This is a genomic window from Arthrobacter sp. FW306-06-A (assembly GCF_021870055.1).
Classification (GTDB): domain Bacteria; phylum Actinomycetota; class Actinomycetes; order Actinomycetales; family Micrococcaceae; genus Arthrobacter.
The window spans coordinates 2153143-2167140 of sequence record NZ_CP084552.1 but is presented as its reverse complement, the minus strand read 5'-3'; the positions used below and the strand labels follow the sequence as shown (position 1 = coordinate 2167140).

Below are 13998 nucleotides of genomic sequence, written 5' to 3'. Positions count from 1 at the left end.
TATAACTCTACCCCAGCCCGTCCGGGATGACGTCCCTGCGCAGCCTCGGCGGACGCACGGGATAACGGTTTCCCAAAAACCATTGACCAGGCCTTATGCCACTTGAAATAATCACGGGCAGTGAGAAAACGCTTTCTCATGTCGACCTAGTGTTCTTTCAGAAAGTCAAGGTTGGTCAATGAAGACTCCACTTCGCACCAGCATGGTGGCCAAGGCCCTTGCCACCGCCGCCACGGTAGCCCTGCTGGCTACCGGCTGCTCCTCCGCCTCCTCCAGCGACAGCGGCGGCAATGTCACCGTCCGCTTCACATGGTGGGGCAACGACCTGCGGAACAAACAGACGCAGCAGGTCATCGATGCCTTCCAGGCGTCGCATCCCAACATCAAGATCCAGGCCGAGCCGGGGGTGTGGAGCAGCTACTGGGACAAGCTTGCCACCACCACCGCCGCCAACGACTCCCCCGACGTGATCCAGATGGACCAGGCCTACATCGCAGAATACGGTGGCCGCGGGGCACTGCTGGACCTGTCAAAGCAGGGCAACATCGACACTTCCAAAATTGACCAGGACGCCCTGAAGTCCGGGCAGGTGGACGGCAAGCAGTACGGCCTTAGCACCGGCCAAAATGCCAAGGCCGTGATGGTCAACACCAAGATGTTCCAGGACTACGGCGTCCCGATCCCGGATGACAAAACCTGGACCTGGGATGACTACACCAAGACCGCTGCCCAGATCGCCGCCGCGGCGGCGAAGGCCGGCCAGACCAACTACGGCAGTTCCTACTCGCTGACGGACTCTGACCTGAACACTTGGGCCATGCAGCACGGCGAGTCGCTGTACTCGGCGGACGGCGGCCTTGGCTTCAAGGAGGCCACGGCGACGTCCTTCTTCGAGAATGTGCTGAACCTGCGGAACAAGGGCGCAGCCGCTCCAGCCAACATCGCCACGGAGGACATCAGCGCTCCGGTTGAACAAACCCTCTTCGCCACGGGCAAGACCGCCATGTCGTGGTGGTGGACCAACCAGGTCAACGCGCTCCAGTCCGCACTGAAGACTGAGGTAAAGATCCTGCGCGCACCCAGCTCCACCGGCAGCGCCAAGGACAACGGCATGTCCTACAAGCCGTCCATGTTCTGGTCGGTTTCCTCACGCAGCAAGCATCCCAAGGAAGCCTCCGAGGTGGTCAACTACCTGCTGAACAACCTGGACGCGGCCAAGACCATCCTGACGGAGCGCGGCTTCCCCACCAACTCGGAAGTCCAGACAGCGATCGACCCGCAGCTGACGCCCGCGGACAAAGCCGCGGCGGCGTTCCTCAAGGACATCAAGCCGGATCTGAAAGGCGTCCCTCCCGTACCCCCCACCGGTTCTTCCGGAGTGCAGGCGCTGATCCAGCGGTACAGCAGCGATGTCCTTTTCGACCGCAGGTCACCTTCGGACGCAGCCAAGGGCCTTATGCAGGAAGCAAAGGACATGATCGACTCCGCCAGGAAGAAGTAGGCGGCCGGACCGGCCCATAGGTGAAAACGGCGGGCACCCCCTGACGGGTGCCCGCCGTTCGTGCTTGGGCAGTTGCCTGTACCCTGCCGGTTGCGGGAAGAGGTGCGGCCTAGGCGTGGCCCGCGGCCTGCATCTGGCGCAGTTCCTTCTTCAGCTCGCTGACCTCGTCGCGGATCCGGGCTGCCACCTCGAACTGCAGTTCGGCGGCTGCTCCGTGCATTTGTTCCGTCAGCTGCTCGATCAGGCCCACCAGGTCCTCGGCGGGGGCCGCCGCCAGCCCATCGGCCCGGACCGTGGCGGCACCCTTCTTGGCTCCCTTGGCACCGGGTTTGGTTGCCCCGGTGATCCCGCGCTTGCCCTTGCCGTAGTCGAAGCTGCCCAACAGCGCATCGGTGTCGGCGTCTTCCTTGGCCAGCTGGTCCGTGATGTCGGCAATCTTCTTCCGCAGCGGCTGCGGATCCACGCCGTGCTCCTTGTTATAGGCCACCTGGATGGCGCGCCGCCGGTTGGTCTCGTCGATGGCGTTGGCCATGGAGTCAGTGATGCGGTCCGCGTACATGTGCACCTCGCCGGACACGTTGCGGGCGGCACGCCCGATGGTCTGGATGAGCGACGTGGACGAGCGCAGGAAGCCTTCCTTGTCCGCATCCAGGATGCTGACCAGGGAGACCTCGGGAAGGTCGAGGCCTTCACGGAGCAGGTTGATGCCCACCAGGACGTCAAAGGACCCCATCCGCAGTTCGCGCAGCAACTCCACCCGCCGCAGGGTATCCACGTCGGAGTGGAGGTACTCCACCTTGACGCCGTGGCCCAGGAGATAGTCGGTCAGGTCCTCAGCCATGCGCTTGGTCAAGGTGGTCACCAGGACCCGTTCATTCCTCTCCACCCTCGTCTTGATTTCACCGAGCAGGTCATCGATCTGGCCCTTGGTGGGCTTGACCACCACCTCCGGATCGACAAGGCCCGTGGGCCGGATGATCTGCTGGACGAAGCCGTCGGCCTTGCCCAGCTCATACTTGCCCGGAGTAGCGGAAAGGTAGACGGTCTGGCCTACCCGTTCCAGGAATTCGTCCCACTTCAGCGGCCGGTTGTCCATGGCGGACGGCAGCCGGAAACCAAAGTCCACCAGGTTCCGCTTCCGCGACATGTCGCCTTCGTACATCGCCCCGATCTGGGGAATCGTGACGTGGGACTCATCCACCACCAGCAGGAAGTCGTCCGGGAAATAGTCCAGGAGGCAATGCGGGGCAGTGCCCGGCCCGCGCCCGTCAATGTGGGACGAATAGTTCTCGATGCCGTTGCAAAAGCCCATCTGCTGCATCATTTCAAGGTCGTACGTGGTGCGCATGCGCAGGCGCTGTGCTTCCACCAGCTTGTTCTGGCTTTCCAGCACCTTCAGCCGGTCTGCCAGTTCATCCTCGATCCGCTTGATGGCGCGCGCCATCCGTTCCGGCCCGGCAACATAGTGCGATGCCGGGAACACGTACATCTCCTCTTCGTCGCGAATAACCTGGCCGGTAAGCGGGTGAAGGGTCTGGATGTTCTCGATCTCGTCGCCAAAGAACTCGATCCGGATAGCCAGTTCCTCGTACATCGGGATGATTTCCACGGTATCGCCACGCACCCGGAAGGTTCCCCGGTGGAAGTCCATGTCGTTGCGCGAGTATTGCATGGCGACGAACTTCCGCAGGAGGTCGTCCCGGTTCATCTCGGCGCCCTTGCGGAGCGTGACCATTCCGGCGATGTATTCCTCCGGCGTGCCCAGACCGTAAATGCAGGAGACGGTGGCCACCACCACCACATCGCGGCGGGTCAGCAGGGCGTTCGTGGCCGAGTGCCGGAGCCGTTCGACTTCCTCATTGATCGAGGAGTCCTTCTCGATGAAGGTGTCCGTCTGGGCCACGTAGGCTTCGGGCTGGTAGTAATCGTAGTAGGAGACGAAGTACTCCACCGCGTTGTTGGGCAGGAGTTCACGGAACTCGTTGGCCAGCTGCGCGGCGAGGGTCTTGTTCTGCACCATCACCAGGGTGGGGCGCTGCACCTGCTCAATGAGCCAGGCGGTGGTGGCGCTTTTACCGGTGCCCGTGGCACCGAGCAGCACCACGTCCTTTTCACCGTTGTTGATGCGCTCGGTCAGCTCCGCGATGGCTGCGGGCTGGTCCCCTGCGGGCTTGAATTCGCTGATGACTTCGAAGGGCGCTACAACACGTTTGACTTCCTGCGCAAGGCTCATGGATCTAATTTACAACCGGGCAGTGACACTGGACGTCCCCGTCCGTTACAGGCGAACACCATCCCTGCGCCGGGCCGGCGTCAGGACGGGTACGACGGCGGTTCCCACCCGGTTGCCTCAGCCCACGCCGACATCCGCGGCCAGGCAACGTCAGTGAACCAAGGTTCCTTGGCGTCGGCGTACGGCTTGGTGGTGGGCGAACCGGCGAAACGGGCTGCGAGGTCCGCCTTGTGGTCGCCGTAAAGCTTCAGCGCGGAGGGCTCGTTCCGCAGCCAGTCCCGGAACATCAGCGCGTAACGCCAGCCCGCCGAGCCGGCGGCACGGACATGCACATTCACGGCACGGCACGGGTCAGCGTTGGCGTGGAACCGCTTCAACCATGCCGACTGGTCGGGATCGCCGGGCTTCGGGGAGTCGGCCTCCACTCCACGGACGGCCGGAAAACCGGCAGCGGCCAGCATCGGGGCAAGCTTTTCAGCGGCTTCCAAATCCCGCACTGCCACCTGCAGGTCGATGACGTCCTTCGCGGCCAGGCCGGGAACGGAAGTGGAGCCGACGTGGTCCACCGCCAGGATGAGGTCCGGCGCGGCTGCAGCAATCCTCGCTGCGATCCTGCTTGCCAACTCCGCCCACTCCGTACGGTACGGCTCCAGGACCGCTCCGCCGGGTCGCGGTGCGCGTTTCCCTTCCACGAGGTTGTGGGCGAACGGCACCAGGCGTCGGTCCCAAAGCGCGTCCACCTGGTCCAGCAGCTGCTGCACGGTCCCTGAGTTGTCCAGGACGACGTCGGCGGCGGCCAGCCGCTCTTCCCTGGTGGCCTGGGCAGCAATGCGGGAAAGTGCCGCCTCCCCGGTCATCCCCCGCAACTCCTGCATGCGGTGCAGCCGCACATCGTCGGGGGCGTCCACCACTACGATCAGGTGGAAGGCGGCGCCCTGCCCGGTCTCCACCAAAAGGGGAATGTCTTGGACAACGACGGCGTCATCGGCGGCGGCAGCCGTGATGGCCGCGGCACGGGCGCGCACCAGGGGATGGACGATGGCATTCAGCGCAGCCAGGCGTTCCGGATTGCCGAACACCGCCTCGCCCAGCCGGGGCCGGTTGAGCCGCCCGTCGCCGTCGAGCATCCCTGCCCCGAACTCCGCGACGATGCGATCCAGCCCCTCGGTCCGGGGCTCAACCACCTCACGGGCCAGGGCATCCGCGTCCACCAATACGGCGCCGCGTTCCACCAGCCGTGCGGCCACCACCGATTTCCCAGAGGCGATCCCGCCCGTCAACCCGATCTTCAGCACCCTCCCACCCTACTGAACCGACACGGGCCGGAACCGTACGGCATGCTCTTATTGCACCGGCAACTGCAATCCCTGCTCCTGGGCGAACTTCATGATGTTGGGCATCATGAGCTCTGTTTGCCGCTTTGCTTCTTCTGTGGGCGTGAAGGCCAAATACTCGCTGCCTGCAAACGAAAGGGGTGTGTGTCCGGGCTCGATGACGAACGCATCCCCTGCTTCGAAAATTTCTTCGCTGCCATCGGCCAGCCGGACTCCGAACCTTCCTTTAAGTACGTAGCCCACATGGTGCGCCTGGCACTGGTCGTTCGGGGCACCTTTGAAGAAGAGCGCCTGGTCCATGTCGATGAAGTTGTTCTCCATGCTGACAGTCCAACCTGCAACCTCATGTTCATACGCGTCCACGTATCCCGGCAACACCTGATGTGACGAAGCGGTGGCCCTCGATACCTTCGGCATGGTCTTTCCCTTTCCTGCGGTGAATTGGTCCCGCCCGCCCCAGCCATCGGACACTGGCCATGCTAGTTACCGGGCGCGGCTGCCGGTTAGGGGCGATCGTCCCATGGATCGCCGACCCCGCAGCCTCCCCATAGACTGAAACGGTGTTGAAACCGGGGGAACCATCAGCAGACAACGCAGACAGCCGGGCCACGTCCTACACCACACTGGCAGCTGGGCAGGATTTCCGGCACGAGCTTGAGGTCAAGCGCTCGCGATTCATCACCGTGCTCCGCCGCGCCGGCACCGAGGACGAAGCCCGCGACCTGGTGGCAGGCCTTCGCCGCGAGTTCCATGACGCCCGCCACCACTGCTCGGCGTTTGTTATTGGCCCCGACCGGACCGTCCAGCGGTCGAGCGACGACGGCGAACCTGCGGGGACCGCCGGCATCCCCATGCTCGAAGCCCTCCTGAAGAGGGAAACCGCCCCAGGGGTGACGGACCTCAGCGACGTCAGTGCCGTCGTCGTACGTTACTTTGGCGGGGTCCTGCTTGGTGCAGGAGGGCTGGTCCGGGCGTACTCTGAATCAGTCTCCGCGTCCCTGGACCTCGCACCGCTGGTCCGGCGCAGCAGGCGGCGCGTATGTTCCACCGCCGTGCCCCACGCCGCAGCGGGGCGGCTGGAGAACGACCTGCGTGCGGCCGGCATGGTCATGGCGGAAACCACCTACCAGGACCGGCATACCGTGCTCCGGGTTGCCGTACCCGACGACGCTGATGCCATCGCCGCCGCAACGGAGCGGGTCCTGCAGCTCACGGCAGGGTCCGCCACGCTTACTCCCGACGGAACGGAATGGGTGGATGAACCCCACGACTGACGTGACCCTTGTGGACGTTGACCGGGCGGTGGCGGACCAACTGCTGGAGCTGGCCAAGCGTGACGCCTCCCCCGATGAGGTGGCCCCCCCGGTGGGCGGCCCCGGCTGGAACCTCGAGCGGACCGCCTGGTTCTTCAGCTACCATCACGCTGCAGCCGACGGGCTGGAGGGCCCCGCCGCGGAAAAGTCCTGGGCAGTCTATAGCGGCGGCCACATTGCCGGTTCCGTACGCCTCAAGCGCAACCCTGGCGCCGGCGTCCCGTCGGCGGAAACCGGCATCTGGCTTGGCCGCAGCTTCCGTTCCCGGGGCGTTGGCAGCGCCGCCTTGGACCTAGTGCTGGCGGAGGCCCGCCGGGCCGGACTGAAGCGCGTCACTGCCCGCACCCTCGTCGGAAACCAGGGCGCCCAAAGGCTGCTGGCGGCCGCGGGCGCGGAACTGACGCAGGATGACGGGAGGGTCCTGGCCGTCTTCGAGCTTTAGCGCCGCCAGGCGGGAACACCGGCAGCACCTTGCGGGATGACAGGCCCATTTCCGGCAGTCGTCCAGCGCCTTAAACAACAGACCCCCTGCCTTGTGGGCAGGGGGTCTGTTGTTGTCAGCCCGGGAGTCCGGGCCGGCGGCAATTAGTTGCCGGTCAGCTTCTCACGCAGGGCAGCAAGTGCCTCGTCCGAAGCCAGGGTGCCGGCACCGGAATCGGTGGCAGCAGGCTCCGAGGAGTAGCTGGTGGTGCCGGAATCGCTGTCACCGGACGTTGCAGCTGCAGCGTCGTCGGCAGCGTGCTGGGCAACCTGCTTCTTGTGTGCTTCCCAGCGGGCCTGGGCGTCAGCGTACTGCTGCTCCCAAGCTGCGCGCTGGTTCTCGTAGCCCTCGAGCCATTCGTTGGACTCGGGGTCGAAGCCCTCGGGGTACTTGTAGTTGCCCTCTTCGTCGTACTCTGCGGCCATGCCGTACAGGGCGGGATCGAATTCGGTGCTGTCGGCGTCGACGCCCTCGTTGGCCTGCTTGAGGGACAGCGAGATGCGGCGGCGTTCCAGGTCGATGTCGATGACCTTGACGAACAGTTCGTCGCCAACAGAGACAACCTGCTCGGCCAGTTCGACGTGGCGGACAGCCAGCTCGGAGATGTGGACCAGGCCTTCGATGCCGTCTTCGACGCGGACGAACGCACCGAACGGAACCAGCTTGGTGACCTTACCCGGAACAACCTGGCCCAGGGCGTGGGTGCGGGCGAAGGTCTGCCACGGATCTTCCTGCGTAGCCTTGAGCGACAGGGAGACGCGCTCGCGGTCCAGGTCGACCTCGAGGACCTCGACGGTGACTTCCTGGCCAACTTCGACAACCTCGGACGGGTGGTCGATGTGCTTCCAGGACAGCTCGGAAACGTGAACCAGGCCGTCTACGCCGCCCAGGTCCACGAAGGCACCGAAGTTGACGATGGAGGAAACGACGCCGGGACGGACCTGGCCCTTTTCCAGCTTGTTGAGGAAGGTGGAGCGGACCTCGGACTGGGTCTGCTCGAGCCATGCACGGCGGGACAGGACCACGTTGTTGCGGTTCTTGTCCAGCTCGATGATCTTGGCTTCGATCTGCTGGCCGATGTACGGAGCCAGGTCGCGCACACGGCGCATCTCGACCAGGGATGCGGGCAGGAAGCCGCGCAGGCCGATGTCGAGGATAAGACCACCCTTGACAACCTCGATGACGGTACCGGTGACGACACCGTCTTCTTCCTTGACCTTCTCGATGTCGCCCCAGGCACGCTCGTACTGAGCACGCTTCTTGGAGAGGATCAGGCGGCCTTCTTTGTCTTCCTTGGTGAGCACCAGGGCTTCGACCTGATCGCCGACGGAAACAACGTCCCCGGGATCAACGTCGTGCTTGATGGACAGCTCGCGGGAGGGGATGACACCTTCGGTCTTGTAACCGATGTCGAGCAGGACTTCATCGCGGTCGACCTTGACGACGGTACCTTCGACGAGATCTCCGTCGTTGAAGTACTTGATGGTGGCGTCGACAGCTGCGAGGAAGTCCTCAGCGGTACCGATGTCGTTAATCGCGACTACGGGGGTACCGGGCTTCTCGGTGGAGGTGATGGTCATGTAGTAGGGGCTCCGTTGTGGATAGTTAGTCGGTCAGGCAAAACCGGCGCGCCCGCGTTATGGAACGCAGGCGCGATTCGCGGTGGATCCAAACGGATCCTCCGGGTCATCCTGATTTGTGGATTGCTTTTCAATGCCGACCTCGAGGGGCAGCAAGTGCGTGCACGTGGTACACGCCCGTTTATTCTAGTCGCTGCCGGCAATGCGGGTCAAAGCGGAAGCGGGGCAGGCCCGCAGCTGATTAGAAGTGCGTCAGGCAGTGGGTGGGCCGCTCCACCGCGAACAGCTGCTGCGCTTTGAAGGCCGCGCCCGGAGTTGCCTCGCAGACGGCACCTGCCGCCTTCAGCGTCACGGGGCTGATCCCGCCCAGGTAGATGGAGGACAGCGCCGAAACGTCCAGTGCCAGGTCTGCTTTCCCCGCTGGAACACGTTCGACGGCGGCCTCGCCGCCCTGGACGTCCAGCGCGAAAGTTCCACCGGTGAGGCCCAGTGGGTCCCCCACTTCGAGGACCAGCCGTCCGTCCGCAGGGTAGCGCCGGGCGGCCAGGGCCTGCGGGATGTCGAGGATCCGGAGCCAGAGCATGTCGCGGCTGTCCGAGGCGTCGATGCACCGCGGGTCCACCAGCGCCCAGGCCAGGGGATCGTCCACCGGGGCCTCGTTCCAGGACACACGTTCCACGAGGTCGATGGCGCCAAGGTATTGCCACAGTTCCAGATAGGCATGATCCGTGGCGGCAACAAGGTCCACGACCTCCACGGTGGCGGGTGTAGTCTCCCAGCCGGCGAACTTGTAGGACACGTAGCCGTCCACGCCGCCGTCCGGGCCGTAGTGCAGAGCCGCCTTGATGGCGGGGTCCTCCTTGCCGTCACGGCCCATCGACCCCGAAGCGAGCAGCCAGTACCACTCCTGGCGCCCGAGGGAGCCGGGGGTGTGGCGGTGCACGCGGTCGAAGACTTTAGGGGCAACGTCGAGCAGGACCCTCGGGTCCGCCACCTCCACGGTTCCCGTTGCGTGGTGGCGCAGGCTGAACCGGGCCGTGGTGTCCACCTTGACGGTCCGCTCGAGGCTGGCCACGCCGTAACCAAACCGCCCGTAGATGCTCCCTTCGGAGGCGGTAAGGGCGGCCACCGCGATGCCGTCGTCCTTGGCTGCCTGCAGATCCCCGGTCATCATGCGCCGCAGCAGGCCGCGGCGGCGGTGCGAAGTCCGGACGGTGACGGCGGTAACCATCTGGGCTTCCAGCATCCGGCCAAAACCTATGTTGAGGGTTTTCCGGAACGTCCCGAAAGTAGCCACGGGCACCTCGGCCGGGAGCGAGTGCTCTGCCGGTGTTCCGGTCTGGTAGGCGCCGGTGAAGATCCTGCGGTCGACCTCGTAGGTGGCCATGGACCGCGCCACGTGCTCCGGGGTGCGGGTGGAGTCATGGAAGCCGAAGCCCACCGCCCTGCCCCAGGTTTCGGCTTCGGCGTACCCGTCTTTGCCTTTGGACACGGCAGGAAAGCGCCGGATTTCATAGTTTCCGCTCAGATCACCCATTTACCCGAGCCTAGCCAATGGATCCGGCGCCTGACCAGCAAAAACGGTGCCGTATATCGCCGGCGTCCGCGGCGGGGCTAGTGGCCGGCGTCGTACCAGCTGGGTCCCACGCCGATCTGGACTTCCAGGGGGACGCTGAGGTCCGCGGCAGCGGCCATCTGCTCGGTCACCAGTTTCTCCACGGCAGGCCGCTCCCCTGCCGCCACCTCCAGGACCAGTTCGTCGTGGACCTGGAGCAGCATGCGGGACTTCAGGCCCTGGGCCTGGAGTTCGGCGTGGACTCCCAGCATGGCGCGTTTGATGATGTCCGCGGCCGAACCCTGGATGGGGCTGTTCAGCGCGATGCGTTCTGCGTTCTCACGCAACTGCCGGTCGGTGCTGGTGAGGTCCGGCAGGTAGCGGCGGCGTCCCTCGATGGTGGCCGTGTACCCATCAACCCTGGCCTGGTCCACCACGCCCCGGAGGTAGTCGCGCACGGCGCCGAAGCGGTCGAAGTAGTCCTTCATGAGGGTACGGGCCTCATCAACGGAAATTTCCAGCTGCTTGGACAGGCCGAAGGAGGTCAATCCGTAGGCAAGGCCGTAGGACATCGCCTTGACCTTGGAGCGCATGGCGCTGGTGACCTGGTCCGTGGGGACATGGAAGATGTTGGAGCCGACGAACCGGTGCAGGTCCTCGCCGTCCTTGTACGCCTGGATCAGCCCAGCGTCCCCGGAGAGGTGGGCCATGATGCGCATCTCGATCTGGGAGTAGTCTGCGGAGAGAAGGCATTCGTAGCCATCGCTGACGACGAAGATCCCGCGGACCCGCCGGCCTTCCTCGCTGCGGATGGGGATGTTCTGCAGGTTGGGGTTGTTGGACGAGATCCGGCCCGTGGCGGCAACGTTTTGCGCGTAGGTGGTGTGGATGCGGCCGTCTTCCGCCACGGACTTCTTCAGCGACTCGATCATCTGCCGCAGCTTGGCGGCCTCACGGTGCGCCATGAGCTGGACCAGGAACTCGTGCCCGGTCTTTTCCAGGAGGTTCTTCAGCGACGCGGCGTCCGTAGTGTAACCGGACTTGATCTTCTTGGTCTTGGGCAGCTGCAGTTCGTCGAACAGGACCGTCTGCAGCTGTTTTGGCGAGCCCAGGTTGACCTCGTGCCCAATGGCGGCGAAGGCCTGTTCCTGGGCCTGGTCGATCACCCTGGCAAGGTCGGCCAACTGGTCGTCCATCTTGTCCATGTCGACGGCGATGCCCGCGAGTTCCATGTCCGCCAGGACGCGGCTGACCGGCAGCTCAAGGGTGGACAGCAGCTCCTCCGCCTTGCGGCTCTTGAGTTCGTCCTCGAAGTAGCGGCTCAGGGCCAGCACGACGGCGCCGGCCTGGACGAGCGAATCGGCGGCGGCGTTGTCATCGCCGTCGAAGGACAGTTCCAGCTGCCCGGCTTTGGCAGTGGCAGCGGGAATTCCCACGTTGAGGTGGTGCTGGGCGAGCTCGGCGAGTTCATAGGTGCGGCGGTCCGGCTGGATGAGATAGCCGGAAATGGAGGTGTCGTCCACCACGCCCTCCAGTTCCAGGCCGCGGGCCGTCAGCGCCTTGAGCGCGGCCTTGAAACCGTGCATGACCTTGGGCGCTTCAGGATCGCGCAGCCATGCCGCGAGCACGTTCTCGGTCTCCGCGTCCTGGTTTGAGAGGTCGACGTAGACCGCGGCGTCGCCGCGGACGATGGCCAGCGCAGCGGCGTCCTCGCCGATGCGGCCCGGGACGAGGTCGACGGCTAGGGCGGACCGCTGGCCGGCGCCTGCGGCCAGGAAGGCGGCCAGTCCGGCGGCGTCGGCAGGGGCGGTGTATTCCGGGGTGTCGATGCTTTCGCGTTCGGCGGCGGGGGTGTCTGCGTCGCCGTAGAGGGCGAACAGGCGACCGCGGATGGCCTTGAACTCAAGCTGGTCGAAGAGGTCCTCCAGGGCAGCCTGGTCCGGGCGCGGCTCGTGGAGGTCCTCCAGTGTGACGGGGAGGTTGAGGTCGGTGTGGAGCTGGTTCAGCCGCCGGTTGCGCTTGACGTTCTCGATGTTCTCCCGGAGTGCGTCGCCCACCTTCCCGCCAATGGCGTCGAGGTGTTCCAGGACGCCTTCCAGGCCGCCGTACTGGTTGATCCACTTGGCCGCCGTCTTGGGGCCAACGCCGGGCACGCCCGGGAGGTTGTCCGCCGTCTCCCCCACCAGCGCTGCGAGATCGGAGTAGCGGGACGGGCTGACGAAGTACTTTGCTTCGATGGCCGCGGCGTCCATCCGGGGGATGTCGCTGACACCCTTCCGCGGGTACAGGACGAAGACGTTGTCCGTGATCAGCTGGAAGGCGTCCCGGTCGCCGGAGACGAGCAGCACCTCGTAGCCTGCCTTTTCCCCCATGGCGGCAAGGGTGGCCAGGATGTCGTCGGCTTCGTAGCCCGGCATCTTGATGGTCTTGATGCCCCAGGCTTCCATGACCTGGGCGATGAGGTCGATCTGGCCGCTCATCTCGCGCGGTGTTTCGTTCCGGCCACCCTTGTATTCGCTGTACTCGGTCTTCCGGTGCGTGGATTCGTCCGAGACGTCGAAAGCGACCGCGATGTGGGTGGGCTGCTGCTCCTTGATGAGGTTGATCAGCATGGAGGTGAAGCCGTGGATGGCGTTGGTGTGCTGGCCGTTGGAGGTGGAGAACTTGTCCGCGGGCAGGGCGAAGAATGCACGGAACGCCATGGAGTGGCCGTCCAGGACCAGCAGCCGCGGCTGGTCGGTAATGGGAATGACGGGCGCTTCGGTAGCTGAAACAGACCCTCCGGCAGCGGGGGCGGCGCTCTTGGCAGCAGGCTTTGGGGCGGCGGAGCGGGACTGCGGGGCAGCCCCCTCATCGATGGCCTGGGACGGGAAGGGAGCCGGTTTGGTTGTTTCACTCACAGGTGCCAGCCTAGTTGCCATGACAGACAATTTCACGCCGGGCGCTTTCGCCGAAGAGCTGGCAGCTGCCGGTATTCCCGACCACATGCACGGCTGGCTGGGGAGGTTCGGCGTCGGCGCACTGGTGGTGAAGATGGGCATCCATTTCCTGGAGATGAGCCCTGAACGCACCGTTGCCACCATGCCCGTGGAGGGCAACACCCAGGTGGCGGGGATCCTGCATGGCGGCGCGCACGTGGTGCTGGCGGAAACCTTGGGCTCCTTCGCCGCGGGAATGCATGCCGGACCGGACCGCCACGCCGTGGGCATCGAGGTCAGTGCCACGCACCACCGGTCCATCGCCGAGGGCTTGGTGACGGGCACGTGCACCGCCATTCACCTGGGACGCACATTGACCACCCACGAGATCGTCATGACGGATGGGCAGGGACGGCGCCTGTCAACCGCCCGGATCACCAATATGCTCCGGGATAACGTCGCCTGAGTCAGGCCCAGGGCTTTCGGGCTCAGGCCTGCGGGCCGGAAGCCGAGGGCAGCAGGTAGCGCAGCTCGACGATCCCCCTGCCCAGGGTGCGGGAGGCAGCCAACTCAAGTGCCGGCGTCGGGCCCTTCATGGGCAGCAGCCGCTTCCCTGCGCCCAGCACCACCGGAATGACGGAGAGGATGATTTCATCCAGCAGGCCTGCGTCGGCGAACTGGGCCGCGAGGTTGCCGCCGCCAACCACCCAGATGTTTCTGTCCCCGGCGGCACGCCGGAAGTCCGCAATGAATTCCTGGACGTCACCGCGGACAAAGGTGATGTCGGCACCCTCCGGCGCACGGTATTCGTGGTGGGTGAACACGTAGCTGGGCGTACCGTTGTACGGCCACTTGCCCGGCTCGTGCTCCTGCAACCAGGCGAAGGTTTCCCCGCCCATGACGATGCAGCCCACCCCGGACATGAAGTCGTTGTAGCTGTCCGCTCCGCCCTCGAAACCGTCGAACTGCAACAGCCAACCCAGGTCGTCTGTGGTGGTGGCGATGAAGCCGTCAAGGGATGCGGCAACGAAGTACTGGATGCGTGGCATGGGCCCAGCCTAGCGAGCCGCCGCAACCCCGCCA

Annotated in this window: 11 protein-coding genes; 4 read left to right on the top strand and 7 right to left on the bottom strand. The window is 65.0% G+C overall.

Features of this window, described 5'->3' with window-relative positions; all coding sequences use genetic code 11:
• Nucleotides 1-178: 178 nt before the first annotated feature.
• The gene (locus LFT49_RS09925) at nucleotides 179-1501 is read left to right on the top strand and encodes an ABC transporter substrate-binding protein (protein WP_237430396.1); all 1323 of its coding nucleotides are present in this window, start codon (nucleotides 179-181) and stop codon (nucleotides 1499-1501) included.
• 109 nt (nucleotides 1502-1610) lie between these two features.
• Here the strand turns inward: LFT49_RS09925 and uvrB are convergent, their stop codons facing one another.
• The 3 genes from uvrB to LFT49_RS09910 all read right to left on the bottom strand — a co-directional run bounded on the left by uvrB (nucleotide 1611) and on the right by LFT49_RS09910 (nucleotide 5389).
• Nucleotides 1611-3734: an excinuclease ABC subunit UvrB gene (gene uvrB / locus LFT49_RS09920; protein WP_236802586.1), complete on the bottom strand. Its 2124-nt coding sequence runs from the start codon at nucleotides 3732-3734 to the stop codon at nucleotides 1611-1613.
• Between the two features lie 80 nt (nucleotides 3735-3814).
• On the bottom strand, nucleotides 3815-5029 hold the full coding sequence (coaE, locus tag LFT49_RS09915; RefSeq protein ID WP_237430395.1) for a dephospho-CoA kinase: 1215 nt from the start codon (nucleotides 5027-5029) through the stop codon (nucleotides 3815-3817).
• Between the two features lie 48 nt (nucleotides 5030-5077).
• Entirely contained in the window at nucleotides 5078-5389 is a 312-nt protein-coding gene (locus tag LFT49_RS09910; RefSeq protein ID WP_237430394.1) for a hypothetical protein, read from the bottom strand.
• 242 nt (nucleotides 5390-5631) lie between these two features.
• Between LFT49_RS09910 and LFT49_RS09905 the strand changes: the two genes are divergently transcribed.
• On the top strand, nucleotides 5632-6342 hold the full coding sequence (locus LFT49_RS09905; RefSeq protein WP_237430499.1) for an IMPACT family protein: 711 nt from the start codon (nucleotides 5632-5634) through the stop codon (nucleotides 6340-6342).
• Entirely contained in the window at nucleotides 6326-6823 is a 498-nt protein-coding gene (locus tag LFT49_RS09900; RefSeq protein ID WP_237430393.1) for a GNAT family N-acetyltransferase, read from the top strand. Before LFT49_RS09905 ends, LFT49_RS09900 begins: the two co-directional genes overlap by 17 nt.
• Nucleotides 6824-6966: 143 nt before the next feature.
• Here LFT49_RS09900 and rpsA read toward each other — a convergent pair whose 3' ends face one another.
• The 3 genes from rpsA to polA all read right to left on the bottom strand — a co-directional run bounded on the left by rpsA (nucleotide 6967) and on the right by polA (nucleotide 12699).
• A complete protein-coding gene (gene rpsA, locus LFT49_RS09895; RefSeq protein WP_236802578.1) occupies nucleotides 6967-8442 on the bottom strand; it encodes a 30S ribosomal protein S1 in 1476 nt (491 codons plus the stop codon).
• A 241-nt stretch (nucleotides 8443-8683) separates the two neighbouring features.
• Nucleotides 8684-9979 carry a GNAT family N-acetyltransferase gene (locus LFT49_RS09890; protein WP_237430392.1) on the bottom strand — a complete coding sequence of 432 codons (1296 nt, stop codon included), beginning with the start codon at nucleotides 9977-9979 and terminating at the stop codon, nucleotides 8684-8686.
• Nucleotides 9980-10056: 77 nt separating this feature from the next.
• A complete protein-coding gene (gene polA, locus LFT49_RS09885) occupies nucleotides 10057-12699 on the bottom strand; it encodes a DNA polymerase I (protein WP_237430498.1) in 2643 nt (880 codons plus the stop codon).
• 217 nt (nucleotides 12700-12916) lie between these two features.
• Between polA and LFT49_RS09880 the strand changes: the two genes are divergently transcribed.
• The gene (locus tag LFT49_RS09880; protein WP_236802575.1) at nucleotides 12917-13381 is read left to right on the top strand and encodes a hotdog fold thioesterase; all 465 of its coding nucleotides are present in this window, start codon (nucleotides 12917-12919) and stop codon (nucleotides 13379-13381) included.
• Between the two features lie 22 nt (nucleotides 13382-13403).
• Here the strand turns inward: LFT49_RS09880 and LFT49_RS09875 are convergent, their stop codons facing one another.
• On the bottom strand, nucleotides 13404-13964 hold the full coding sequence (locus tag LFT49_RS09875; RefSeq protein ID WP_237430391.1) for a dihydrofolate reductase family protein: 561 nt from the start codon (nucleotides 13962-13964) through the stop codon (nucleotides 13404-13406).
• Between the last annotated feature and the right edge of the window lie 34 nt (nucleotides 13965-13998).

What these genes read in the sequence shown, in the direction of transcription:
- LFT49_RS09925 (WP_237430396.1), top strand. Translation starts at nt 179, where the DNA reads ATGAAGACTCCACTTCGCACCAGCATGGTGGCCAAGGCCCTTGCCACC.
- uvrB (WP_236802586.1), bottom strand. Translation starts at nt 3,734, where the DNA reads ATGAGCCTTGCGCAGGAAGTCAAACGTGTTGTAGCGCCCTTCGAAGTC.
- LFT49_RS09910 (WP_237430394.1), bottom strand. Translation starts at nt 5,389, where the DNA reads ATGGAGAACAACTTCATCGACATGGACCAGGCGCTCTTCTTCAAAGGT.
- LFT49_RS09900 (WP_237430393.1), top strand. Translation starts at nt 6,326, where the DNA reads ATGAACCCCACGACTGACGTGACCCTTGTGGACGTTGACCGGGCGGTG.
- rpsA (WP_236802578.1), bottom strand. Translation starts at nt 8,442, where the DNA reads ATGACCATCACCTCCACCGAGAAGCCCGGTACCCCCGTAGTCGCGATT.
- LFT49_RS09890 (WP_237430392.1), bottom strand. Translation starts at nt 9,979, where the DNA reads ATGGGTGATCTGAGCGGAAACTATGAAATCCGGCGCTTTCCTGCCGTG.
- polA (WP_237430498.1), bottom strand. Translation starts at nt 12,699, where the DNA reads ATGGCGTTCCGTGCATTCTTCGCCCTGCCCGCGGACAAGTTCTCCACC.
- LFT49_RS09880 (WP_236802575.1), top strand. Translation starts at nt 12,917, where the DNA reads ATGACAGACAATTTCACGCCGGGCGCTTTCGCCGAAGAGCTGGCAGCT.
- LFT49_RS09875 (WP_237430391.1), bottom strand. Translation starts at nt 13,964, where the DNA reads ATGCCACGCATCCAGTACTTCGTTGCCGCATCCCTTGACGGCTTCATC.